Consider the following 11,680-nt stretch of genomic DNA (forward strand, 5'->3'; position numbering starts at 1 on the left):
CAGGGTTCCTGCCGTGATCGGCCAGTCGACACCAGGCGCCGGAAGACGCATTACACGTGTATACCTGTTCAGCCGATACCCGGCACGGTTCGCCGCCCAGGTGCCGCGCTGAGAAATTTTCTTCCGGAAAGCGCATTTCTCCTGGAAAGCATTGACCATAACGTGGATCACTGGAGGTAGTCTCTGTTGCTGTGCCCACACGGTCGTCGCGGACCCACTGCACGAGGGCCGTATTCGGGCGCGAACGCCACAGCGCGTTCCAGTAAGTGCGCGGACCGAAAGGGTTGTTCTGATGGCAGGCAAGCGCACCGTCCTGACCGTCCGGTTGCGGCGACTCGCGGCGATGCTGCATGAGATGCGCGAAACCGCCCAGCTCAGCAAGGAAGAGGTCAGCGCGAAGACCGGGATCAATGTCACCACGCTGTATCGGATCGAGACCGCGCAGGCCCGTCCGCAGCGCCGCACCCTCATGGCGATGCTCGACCTATACGGCATCGGCAACACCCAACGTGAGGATGCGCTGGCGCTACTGGCGGATGCGTTGAAACCCGGTATGGCACGGGCCTACGAAGGCAGTGTGACAGAGGTATACGCCGCCTATATCAACTTCGAGGCAGAGGCGCGCTCGGCCCGCCACTACCAAACCTCGACCATCCCAGGGCTTTTACAGACCTACGAGTACACGACAGCGGTCATCAGCACCTCCATGCCCGCATTGGAGGCGTCGGTCATGGAGAGCAGGGCGAAAGCCAGGATGGATCGCGCCGCCAACCTATCCAAGGAAAAACCGCTCGAACTCTGGGTAGTCATGGACGAGGCCGCGATCCGGCGCACCGTCGGCGGCCCCTCGGTCATGCGCGGCCAGCTCGAACGGCTCTTGAAGGAAACCGAGCGTAAGAACGTGATCGTGCAGATCATGCCGTTCGACGCCGGCGCGCACCCCGGTATGTCCGGGCCCTTCACCCTGCTGGACTTCCCCGACCCCGCCGACCCCGAATTGGTCTATGTCGAAGGCATCGCCGGCGACGAACTGATCGAGGGACGCGCGGAGATCCGGCGTTTCGGCGTCATTTTCGACCAGCTGCGTGCCATGGCGCTGAGTCCACGGGATTCCGCCGCCATGATCTACGATGCCGCGGGTCGGTTGGGCTGAGCGGTCTCCCCGCGAGCTGCCCACCACGACATGGCAGAGAATCTGCGTGCCCGCGGCGACCTCAACCGGACAGCGGCTGCCCGCACGCCGGGCCCCTTACCACCGCAGCGGACACACACGGCGCACTGCCCCACCGATGGCGTTCGACCTTCGAGCAGGTCGAGACTCAACGATGGCCGGGTGGCGAATTCGGAACCGGCAGAGTTGATCACGATCGGTGTGCTTGCGCGGGCCAGCGGGCTCACAGCGAGCGTATTGCGGTTCTACGACGACTACGGGTACGACCATCCGTACCGCGCTAACGGAAACCGCATCGGCCGTCCGCGAACGGCGCACCGCGCCCAGTGCTTCCGCGCCGACCGGAGGCCGATAGGACAAGCGGCCCGCACCATCCGGTAGCGGGCCGCTGTCGCATGCCCCGCGATTACTTCAGACGGAATCTGCCGAACAGACCGGCCTTCTCGTCATCCGGTCCCGCGGTGAAATACAGCGAGTCGGCGTCTCCCAGGCTCTCGCCGTTGCCGAACATCAGCGCCCACAGCCCTTCGATGGCGACCGGCTCGCCGTCGGTATCCCGCAGATAGTCGGCGAACTTTCCGGTGGTGTCGTCATAGGCGAGCACATGTCCGGCGCCACCGAAGTTGCCCACCAGCAGTTTTCCGCTGAGCGGGCCGAAGCCCTCCGGCGCCACGGTAACCGCCCATGGCGCGTTCAGGCGCTTGCCGTCATCGAGGATGCGCACCAGCTTGCCGTTGGCGTCGAACTCGGCGATTTTGCCCTTGTTCGGTTTACCGCCGGTGTTCTTTTCCTCGTTCTGGTCCAGCGAATCCTCCTCGCCCGCGTCGAACGCGGTCGGATCCTGCTCATCCGGCTGAGTTACGGCGTAGGTGACGAAGACCCGGTCACCGATGGTCGCGACATTGAACGGCGCGGGATCGCCCGGCTCGGCCTTCCTCCCCTGCTCCGGTGCGGCCGGATCGATCGCGTCGCCGGTGGCGAAGGGGTTGGCGAAACCCGTGGTCGGGATCAACTGCCAGTTCTTGTCGAATGTCCGGATCTGCGGGTCGGCACCGAAATCGGCGGCCAGCAGCTTATCGCCGGAGGGAGTCAGCGCGATGCCGAAGAACTGCATACCCTGCGGCCTGCCGTCGAAGACCAGAACAGCAGGGCCGTCGTGGCGTACGGTCCGTCCTTCGAAGCCCTGCTCGGTCCACGCGGAGAGCGTGCCGGAGTCGGTGGCGAAAATGAAGCGCGCCGAGCCGTTCAGCGGTCCGCCTTCCGCCGCGACCGGCTGGTCGCGGACGAAGAACAGATCGGAGTTGATCGGCGCCGGGTTGTAGACGACGCCGGTGGTCTTGCCCGCACTCTCGTCCGAGGTATCGGCGTCGGCGCCGGGAATGGTGACGATCTGCAACGGATCCCGGAAGAGCTCGCGCATTTCCTCATCCGGCGAGCCGGTGACGTCGCCGACGAACTGGAACGACGCGCCTCCGGCACCCACCCAGAAGTGCCCGCCCGCACCGCGCGGACGGTTCGCCATTCCCCAGGCATTCACCATATCCGGGATGGTGAGCTGCGCTTCGTAGTCCGCATCGGTGGCCACGAGATCGGTTCGGACGTATCTGTTGCCATCGAGCGCGGACACCTCATCCGGTGTCGCGTCCGCACACGCTGTAGCGACAATCAGCGCCAAGCCGAGCCCCGATGCGCGCAGCACACCGTTTCGGGTGCGCAGTCGAGGCACAACGCCACGGCGCGCCTTCCACCATCCGTTCAACGTTCCTGCTTCCTTTCCGGCCACACACCCGTTTCGATCGGGTGAAACCGACATTACTGTGCCTACGTGGCGGGAGCACCGGAGCGATAGGCCGACCACGGGTTAGGCTGTCCGCCGTGGTCGAATCCCAGCCTCCCGTCGCCCCGCATCCCGATATCGCTCCGCTCACGCCCCTGCTCGGCAGCTGGCGCGGCAACGGACACGGTGAGTACCCGACCATTCAGCCATTCAGCTATGTCGAGGAAATCCGATTCGGCCATCTCGGCCGGCCATTCCTCATGTACCAGCAGAAAACCCGCGCCACCGACGACGGCAGACCGCTGCACAGCGAAACCGGCTATCTGCGCTGTCCGCACCCCGGCCGCATCGAATTGATCCTCGCCCATCCCACCGGGATCACCGAAATCTGCGAGGGTTCCTTCGCCGTCGAGGACGGCGCGCTGCACATGGAGCTCGACTCCACCGATATCGGTCGCAGCAGCACCGCGAAAATCGTCACCGCCCTGAGCCGCTCGATCCACCTGTCCGGTGACACCATCGACTACACACTGCGCATGGCGGCGGTCGGCGAACCACTGCGACATCACCTCGCCGCCACCTTACGCCGGAATTGACCCAGGAGTGCCATCCCCGCACGGTGGATCCGCGGCGGATGAGTTCTGTGGGCGTGGACGCTGGGCTCAGCAGCCTGTACACGTTCTCGACCGGGGAGAAGATCGCCAATGAGTGGGAATGCCCATGTGGGGCTTGCCACGATCGGGATGTGAATGCGGCGAGGAATATTCTTGCGGCCGGGCTGGCCGTCGAAGCCTGCGGAGATGGTGCGAGACCGCCCCACAATTGATGTAGGGAGGCGACTGTCGGTGAAACAGGAAACCTCGGGTGTGAACCTGGGAAACTCCCGCCTTCAAGCGGGAGGGGAAGTCAATGCCGAGGGCTGTCAACTGCTCGGCAACAATCCGAAAAACAGACGAAAACGGATCGTACGACACATTGCCCAAGCGCCGGTACCTGGGTGTTAATGGAAAGAGCCGGGCCGCCAACTTGATCGAGCACCCCCCGGCACGGAGAAACCAGCACCACAGCAACAAGGAGGCAGCTGCTGTGCCCGCGGCACACTGTCGCCGGCAGGCCGGACTGATCACGCGTATGCGCCTATCAACCGATTTCCGCCATCGCGAACAGCAGCTGCCTTGGTAAGGGGTGTACGTTGGCGACCGTACTGAAGATCCTGCTGGCAGAGCGGCATCTCAAAAGTCACCCGGATTTCCTTGCCGCTTACGACAGCTATGCCGCACAGCTCGACCCACCCATTCCCCCGGGGTACGGTCCGGCGAAAGCGCAGTACTACCAGTGGCTGTCGGGGCGCATGGTCGGGCTCCCGCGTAACTATCACTGTCGGGTGCTGGAACAGATGTTCCCTGGTTGGACGATAGAAGAACTGTTTCAGACGGCCGACTCGGCAACACCTGGGACTCGGTGGCAGCGGGCACGTCTTCCCGATCCCGAGGTTCGGCTGGAAACGTTCCTCGGAACCGAAATGGCTACTAGCGGTATCACTATGGTGTATCCGGCATTCGGCTTGACCGATGCGGCCACAGATGCACGGCAAGCAGCGGAGAGCACCCATAGGCATACGTTCGGCAAACCCCACAGCCTGTTCGCCGACCGCCACCATATCGATGTCCCCTCCGTGGTGGCAGAAGACGATCTTCGTGGACTGCTGTATGTCCTATCACTGCTGCAACGCCACACCAGCATTCCGATCGACATCCAAAGCGACCGCAATGTCGTAGCACATCGCGATCGCCCGTACATCAGCTTCGGACTCACCGATAACGACTGCACCCATATGTATCTCGATACCGTCGAGCTTCCGCTGTTCACCATCCGCTACAGCACTGCGGAGAACCGCTCCTGCGCTATGCAACTGCAGTTGACCGACGGCAGCCGGTATACCGCGAGCGACGACCGCAATGTCGGCATCATCGCGCGCGTGCGGCCGAACCCGGAACTACACCCCGACCGGTACTGGATATATTGCGCGGGCTTGGGTTCACGCGGTACCGCCGGAGCCGGATGGTATCTCGCCAACTATTGGCATCCGCTGCAGCAGCGTACTGGTGATCGTGAATTCGTCGCGGTGCTCGGTATCGGCACCCACTCCGACCGAACAGCCGGTTTGGAACATCTGCTGATCGCCTCGGCCGAACGGATATGACCCGCCCCGCCCGGTCTGCGACCGCGAGGGGCCTGCACTCAGGGAGACACGGCGCGCGCAGCGCGAGCACATCAGTACCCAGCGGGCAATGCCGCGAACATCGTCCGGGTCACCTCGACGGCATTATCGGAACTGCCGCCCTCGACCAGCAAGGTGGCGAATGCGAGGTCACCGCGGAAACCGACGAACCAGGAGTGCGATCCGCCCTCGGTTTCCGCTTCACCGGTCTTGCCGTACACCTCGCCCTGATCGGCGATCCGTCCGGCCGTGCCACCGGTGACCACACTCCGCATCATCAGCCGCACTCCCTCGAGCACATCGGAGGCGATACCGGAGCGGTCGCCATCGGCCTCGGTGGGCCATCCCTCGATCAGATAGGGCACCGGCGCCGAGCCCTGCGCGATGGTCGCCGCCATAAGCGCCATTTCGAACGGAGTAACCACTACCCGGCCTTGACCGATACCATCCTCGATGCGCTGGACCAGGTCATCGGCTGGTGGTATCGAACCGGATGCCATAGGCAAACCGGCCACCGAGTAATCAAGCCCGACACCGAGTTTCGCCGCGGTATCGGGCAGCGCGGCACCGGGCAGACGACTGGCGAGTTCAGCGAATGACGTATTACAGGATCGCTGGTAGGCGATGGACATCGGCACACTGCCTGCCGTGAACCGGTGGTGGTTGGGGATGGTCCGCTCCCCGATACGGATCCGGCTCGGACACGGCAGAACGGTGTCCGGGGTGGCGAGCCCGACCGATATCGCGGCAGCGGCGGTCACAGTCTTGAATACCGAACCAGGCGGATACCGGCCCATCGTGGCGATCAGCCCGTCGCGGTCGGCGGCGTTGTTCTGTGCCACCGCCGTAATCGCGCCGGTGGACGGACGCAACAGCACCATGACAGCTTGCTCGATTCTGGAATCCACCGCATGCTGGGCGGCGTTCTGCACTGTGCGGTCGAGGCCGAGGGTGAACGACGGCGCTGGTTGCGCGAGTACTTCGGTGAGCACCCTGGTATCGACGCCGTTGGCGTTCACAGTGACCACACTCCAGCCCGCCGTACCGTCTACCTTCTCGATCACCGTCGCACGCACCTGAGCGAGCAGTTCCGGAGCGAAATCGCGGTCGGTGGCGACCAGGTCCCACTGGGGGGTCACCGTGACGCCGGGCAGTCCGGTGAGATCAGTAGCCACCTGTCCGGCTTCGTGATCACTGAGCAGCGCGACAGGGTGTGCGCTGTCGGTCCGGCGCGCCGCGTCGAGGATCGATCGGGCGGTCAAAGATATGTCGAAACGATTCAGCGTCGCGGCCAGCGTGCCCGCGACCGCCACGGCATTCGGCGCCTCCGCGGCGGTGAAGGCCACCCGGTGCACTGTGCCTGGCACCAGCACATCGCTGCCGGAGTGTTCGTTTACCCGCGCGCGTGGCGGCGGATTGGACCGCAACGCCATAGTGTGGGTGTCGCCGAGTTCCGGATGGATATTCGAAGAGGTCCAACGAACCATCCAGCGCCCGCCACTGCGACCCATCTGCAGATGCCCTGAATAGCTCCACACTCGGTGCCTCGGCAACTGCCACTGATAGGTGTACGCGACGGTCGCGGTGTCACCGTTCACCCGCACGGTGCCGGTATGCGCGATGAGCTGTTCGGCTTGCAGCTGGTCCCACGCCGAATGCAATGCGGCACCTGCCTGCTCGGGCAGATTGGTGAGTTCGGCAGCGGAGTCCAAGCGATGCTCGGCGAAAGCCTTGACGAACGCGTCCGCGACGAAGACCGGCCCTGGCGGCCCGCTCACGCACCCGGAGGTGGACATCGCGAACACCACGACAGGAAGCAGCAGCAGCATCCGAGTCGACACCCGACCCGATAGTAGTGGCCGATGAACAGGCGGATTCCCGCGGCACCAGAAATTCGTCGCGGTCGATCAGTCGACCAGGACGGTGGCGAAGGTCGCGATCTGACGGAACCCGATCCGGCTGTAGATGCGGCGGGCGATCCAGTTGTAGTCGTTCACGTACAGGCTCGCGGTACGCCCCGAGGCGACCACCGCGTTCGCGATCGCCGCGGTGCCCGCGGTACCACGACCTTTCCCACGATGGTCCGGATGCACCCATACCCCCTGGATCTGGCCGGTACGCTGGGACAACGCGCCGACCTCCGCCTTGAAAACAACCTCTCCGTCTTCGAAGCGGGCCCAGGCGCGGCCGGATTCGATCAGGCTCTGGATGCGGCGCCGGTATCCGCGCCCACCATCGCAGGTACGCGGATCGACACCGACCTCAGCGATGAACATGGCGATCGCAGCCACCAGGTAACGATCGAATTCATCCGGCCGCACCCGGCGGACCTGCGGGTCGGGCCTGATCAGCGACGGCCGAGCGAGGGCGAGCAGCGGTTGATCCGCACGCAGCTCTCGTTCCGGACCCCAGTGCTCGGCCAACATCTCCCATAACGGCAGGGTCAGTTCCTTACGCCCCACCAGCGAGGAACAGACGCGAGGCCAGCGCAACGCCCGGTCGGCGAACGCGCGCAGTGCACTGCGGTCACCCCGTAACGGCACCAGATTCGCACCGGAGAAGCACAATGATGTCCCAGGGTCATCCCTGGTCCAGAGTTCCCCCTGACCACACCTGGCATCGATACCGAACTCCTGTAACCGGGCGGCGATCATGCACGAAACCACCGGATCGGCATCCAGCACTCGCAGAACCTGCGCCAGGTCCTGATTGGTGAGCTGCCGTACGGGGGCGTATCCGGCCCGTCGCGTCGGCACCAACAGACTCCGCACGATGCCAGCCTGCCATGAACTGGCGCCGCGCGGTATCAACATACCGAAATAACAGGTAGACGATGTGGATCGCCGAGGGCTGTTCAGCCGACGGTGACCACCGGCTCGCCCGCGGTCTCACCCATCTCTTCGGCGAGACGCATAGCCTCTTCGATGAGGGTTTCCACGATCATCGCTTCCGGAACCGTCTTGATGACCTCGCCCTTGACGAAAATCTGCCCCTTGCCATTACCGGAAGCCACGCCGAGATCGGCCTCACGCGCCTCGCCGGGACCGTTCACCACACACCCCATGACAGCTACCCGCAGCGGCACCTCCATGCCCTCCAGGCCCGCGGTCACCTCATCGGCCAACGTGTACACGTCCACCTGGGCACGGCCGCAGGACGGGCACGACACGATCTCCAGCTTGCGCGGGCGCAGGTTCAACGACTGCAGGATCTGCCCGCCGACCTTGACCTCTTCGGCGGGGGGCGCCGACAGCGACACCCGGATCGTGTCGCCGATCCCCTCCGACAGCAGCGCACCGAACGCCACCGCCGATTTGATCGTGCCCTGGAACGCCGGCCCCGCCTCGGTGACACCGAGATGCAGTGGGTAGTCGCACTGCGCTGCCAACTGGCGGTATGCCTCCACCATGATCACCGGATCGTTGTGTTTGACCGAGATCTTGATATCGCCGAACCCGTGCTCCTCGAACAGACTCGCCTCCCACAACGCCGATTCCACCAGCGCCTCCGGTGTGGCCTTGCCGTACTTCTCCAGCATGCGCTTGTCCAGTGAACCGGCGTTCACACCGATGCGAATCGGGATCCCCGCGGCACCCGCGGCCTTGGCGACCTCGCCGACCCTGCCGTCGAACTCCTTGATGTTGCCCGGGTTGACCCGCACCGCGGCACACCCGGCATCGATCGCGGCGAAGATATAACGCGGCTGGAAATGAATATCGGCGATCACCGGAATCTGGGATTTCCGCGCGATCGTGGCCAACGCGTCCGCGTCCTCCTGCCGCGGACAGGCCACCCGCACGATATCGCACCCCGAGGCGGTCAGCTCCGCGATCTGCTGCAGGGTGGCGTTCACATCGTGCGTCTTGGTCGTGGTCATGGACTGCACCGAGATCGGATGATCACTACCCACTCCGACACCACCCACCATGAGCTGGCGGGTCTTGCGCCGCGGAGCGAGCACGGCCGCAGGAGCGGTCGGCATCCCCAATCCGATTGTGCTGGTCACCTTCGGCTGCCTACTTTCGTTGTGTCCGGCCCATGTGGTGCCGAGTCTAGCCGTGGCGCAGCACACCCACTCTGTGACAGCGACGACAGCATGTCCCGCTCGACTGCGACAGAATACGTCGCGCACTGTGGTCAACCGGCAGACCACTGGTTGACCACAGCCTGGTCCGCCGACAGCCCGAGCCTACGGCCGTATCGTTCCTGCGGCAGAATCACCGGCCGAAGTGAACAGCAGGTGTGCGGTCGAATCGCCACTGCGGCGTAATTCTGGCAGCTCTTCCTCGATCGCCTCTTCCTCGATCGCCGAGCGAGGGCCGTTTCGAGGAAACCGTCATCATATCAGGAATACATTTCTATCGAATTCGGCCGATAAGCCTACGCAGGAACGATCCACTCTTTTTCTTCGATCCGCCCTGCACAGTGAGACCATATCTTTGTTCGAGCGTATCGATCGAGATGATCTGACACATGAACGCCTGCGTATAGTACGTACCCACTACCCGAATCAGCAAGCGGAATAGAACTGGAGTGCCCAGAAACCGAGTACCCAACAACTGAATAAAAGATGTCCGATAGACTTGCGAAACTATCCCACCTCGCTTGCGATTATCGGCAAGGATCCTCGCCACCTCACTACGCATTTCCTCGAGATAGGCAGCATCTTCCGAGTAGGGAAACATGCTCTTCTTACGATAGATTACATCGTCATTGAATCGACCGGCAAAACTATCACGAAGAATCTTCTTCTCTTCTTCGGTATATTTGTGCTCGGCAGGGAGACCGAATACATATTCGGCGAGTCGATGATCGCAGAATGGGACACGGAGCTCGAGGGAATGCGCCGCACTGAGGCGATCGGCGCGGTCCAGGAGATAAGGCAATATCAACCTGAGTTGCAGATAATGCATCATTCTGCTGTTGTCTTCTCTGATCCCCCGCGGCAGACGAGAGATTTCCTCATCGAAATGCCTGCGCGCTTCGGCACTAGCACGCCGAAGATTCATGAATCCAGGGTTCAGCAGTATGAAACCCAGTAGCGCACGCTGCGAAGCAAAATACGGAGATATTTTTCCCCTGTCGGTTTGCCAGTAGTAGCCGAGGAACACTTCATCGGCACCCTCCCCCGAAAGAACCACAGTATCGGATTCCGTGACCTTCTCGAAGAGCTTCATCATCGAAACCTCACTGGCGATTGTCACCACGCTGTCCCGCGCCAGCGCGCAGCGCCGCACATACGAGACAGCGCCACCGTCCAGATCGAACTCCTTCAACGCATGCCCGGCCTCCGCGGCTACTGTGCGCGCGTAAACGAGATCCGATCCGGTCATAAGACTCTTCTCGGAATGTTCCCGCTCCTTGTGATCACCGATGGTATACGCACGGGTACCGCCTTCTCTCGCACCGGCCAGATACGCCACCAGTGAAGAATCCAGACCACCACTCAACATCAACGAATAATCGACATCCGATCGCATCCGCAACGCGACAGAGTCTTCCAGAAGGCCACTTATTCTCCCGAGTGCGGCTGGCCGGCTATCGGCATTGTCGCCGTCGGCGAAGTCCCAGTATCGGGTACGGCGTACACGCCTGGTCCGGAGGCACAGCGAAACGAATTCACCACCGCGGAGCGCCTCGATGCCCTCGAAGAAAGTTGTCGGTGGAACAGGGGTTCCATAGAGCATGGATTGCATTAAAGCCATTCGGTTCAGCACAGGCACCGAAGCAGGATCGAGGCGCTTTTCGGCGGCGAGTATCCCTTTCGGCTCCGAAGAAATGATGGTACAGCGGGGTCCGTCCTTGAAGTACAGTGGTTTGACACCCAGCCGATCCCGGCACATCAGGATGGTATTGTCCACGCGATCGAGCAGCACGAATGCGAAATCGCCGTTCAAACGATCGACCGCACCTTCACCCCAGCACTCCAATGCGATACTCAATACCTCGGTATCACCGTGCTCCCGAAACTCGTAGCCCAGCTCCCGCAGTTCCTCACGCAACTCGAGGTAGTTGTATATCTCGCCGTTGAATACGAGAACATACCGTTCACCGACAACAGGCTGCTGCCCGCCCTCCAAGTCGATGACTTTCAACCGTGTATGCCCTACACCGACATTGCCCTCTACCCAGACCGCCGCATCATCAGGACCACGATGAGCAAGACAACTATTCATATCACCGAGCAGATCGGATATCTCGGCCGAGCCGATATCCGCACACCACGATACGACAACATTTATACCGCACATCCGAGATACCCTTTCCTTACATTCATTCGGCAACCAACACACAGCTGTCGCCCATACGCCGGTACGTTCAGCCTGCCGACAGCTTTACGACCACCATTCTATGGTTCATAAAGATCATCCGAACGGAAAGATCCGGATCGCCTGACATCAATCGGCCAGGGTCCGGCAGAATCGTTCTGCAACAGATGAGTTCGCCGATGTCGAGCCACCCTGCCTGTAGCGGCTCACTGAATTCACCAACGATGAGATCGATGCCACGG

The 11,680-nt window shown here is 62.5% G+C and carries 10 protein-coding genes; 5 read left to right on the forward strand and 5 right to left on the reverse strand.

Features of this window, described 5'->3' with window-relative positions; all coding sequences use genetic code 11:
• The first annotated feature begins 292 nt into the window (after positions 1-292).
• Both ACL02S_RS12665 and ACL02S_RS12670 read left to right on the forward strand, forming a co-directional pair.
• The gene (locus ACL02S_RS12665) at positions 293-1,153 is read left to right on the forward strand and encodes a helix-turn-helix domain-containing protein (protein ID WP_412802576.1); all 861 of its coding nucleotides are present in this window, start codon (positions 293-295) and stop codon (positions 1,151-1,153) included.
• A 180-nt stretch (positions 1,154-1,333) separates the two neighbouring features.
• The gene (locus ACL02S_RS12670) at positions 1,334-1,552 is read left to right on the forward strand and encodes a MerR family transcriptional regulator (RefSeq protein ID WP_412802577.1); all 219 of its coding nucleotides are present in this window, start codon (positions 1,334-1,336) and stop codon (positions 1,550-1,552) included.
• Positions 1,553-1,577: 25 nt separating this feature from the next.
• Here the strand turns inward: ACL02S_RS12670 and ACL02S_RS12675 are convergent, their stop codons facing one another.
• Positions 1,578-2,930, reverse strand: coding sequence for a TIGR03118 family protein (locus ACL02S_RS12675; protein ID WP_412802578.1), 1,353 nt, complete (start codon positions 2,928-2,930; stop codon positions 1,578-1,580).
• A gap of 116 nt (positions 2,931-3,046) precedes the next feature.
• Between ACL02S_RS12675 and ACL02S_RS12680 the strand changes: the two genes are divergently transcribed.
• The 3 genes from ACL02S_RS12680 to ACL02S_RS12690 all read left to right on the forward strand — a co-directional run bounded on the left by ACL02S_RS12680 (position 3,047) and on the right by ACL02S_RS12690 (position 5,151).
• Positions 3,047-3,544, forward strand: a complete 498-nt coding sequence (locus ACL02S_RS12680) for a peroxynitrite isomerase (RefSeq protein WP_412802579.1) — start codon at positions 3,047-3,049, stop codon at positions 3,542-3,544.
• Positions 3,545-3,582: 38 nt separating this feature from the next.
• Complete coding sequence (locus tag ACL02S_RS24385) at positions 3,583-3,774, forward strand: zinc ribbon domain-containing protein (protein WP_503129056.1); 192 nt, start codon at positions 3,583-3,585, stop codon at positions 3,772-3,774.
• 366 nt (positions 3,775-4,140) lie between these two features.
• Positions 4,141-5,151: a hypothetical protein gene (locus tag ACL02S_RS12690; protein WP_412802580.1), complete on the forward strand. Its 1,011-nt coding sequence runs from the start codon at positions 4,141-4,143 to the stop codon at positions 5,149-5,151.
• Positions 5,152-5,222: 71 nt separating this feature from the next.
• Here the strand turns inward: ACL02S_RS12690 and ACL02S_RS12695 are convergent, their stop codons facing one another.
• From ACL02S_RS12695 to asnB, 4 genes are all read right to left on the reverse strand, one after another.
• Positions 5,223-6,998: a penicillin-binding transpeptidase domain-containing protein gene (locus ACL02S_RS12695; RefSeq protein WP_412802788.1), complete on the reverse strand. Its 1,776-nt coding sequence runs from the start codon at positions 6,996-6,998 to the stop codon at positions 5,223-5,225.
• Between the two features lie 78 nt (positions 6,999-7,076).
• Positions 7,077-7,940, reverse strand: coding sequence for a GNAT family N-acetyltransferase (locus ACL02S_RS12700; RefSeq protein ID WP_412802581.1), 864 nt, complete (start codon positions 7,938-7,940; stop codon positions 7,077-7,079).
• 83 nt (positions 7,941-8,023) lie between these two features.
• On the reverse strand, positions 8,024-9,175 hold the full coding sequence (gene ispG, locus ACL02S_RS12705; protein WP_412802582.1) for a flavodoxin-dependent (E)-4-hydroxy-3-methylbut-2-enyl-diphosphate synthase: 1,152 nt from the start codon (positions 9,173-9,175) through the stop codon (positions 8,024-8,026).
• Between the two features lie 352 nt (positions 9,176-9,527).
• Entirely contained in the window at positions 9,528-11,420 is a 1,893-nt protein-coding gene (gene asnB, locus ACL02S_RS12710) for an asparagine synthase (glutamine-hydrolyzing) (protein WP_412802583.1), read from the reverse strand.
• Positions 11,421-11,680: the final 260 nt, after the last annotated feature.

It is taken from the genome of Nocardia spongicola (assembly GCF_047200775.1).
Taxonomy (GTDB): Bacteria; Actinomycetota; Actinomycetes; order Mycobacteriales; family Mycobacteriaceae; genus Nocardia.

What these genes read in the sequence shown, in the direction of transcription:
- ACL02S_RS12665 (WP_412802576.1), top strand. Translation starts at nt 293, where the DNA reads ATGGCAGGCAAGCGCACCGTCCTGACCGTCCGGTTGCGGCGACTCGCG.
- ACL02S_RS24385 (WP_503129056.1), top strand. Translation starts at nt 3,583, where the DNA reads ATGAGTTCTGTGGGCGTGGACGCTGGGCTCAGCAGCCTGTACACGTTC.
- ACL02S_RS12695 (WP_412802788.1), bottom strand. Translation starts at nt 6,998, where the DNA reads ATGCTGCTGCTGCTTCCTGTCGTGGTGTTCGCGATGTCCACCTCCGGG.
- asnB (WP_412802583.1), bottom strand. Translation starts at nt 11,420, where the DNA reads ATGTGCGGTATAAATGTTGTCGTATCGTGGTGTGCGGATATCGGCTCG.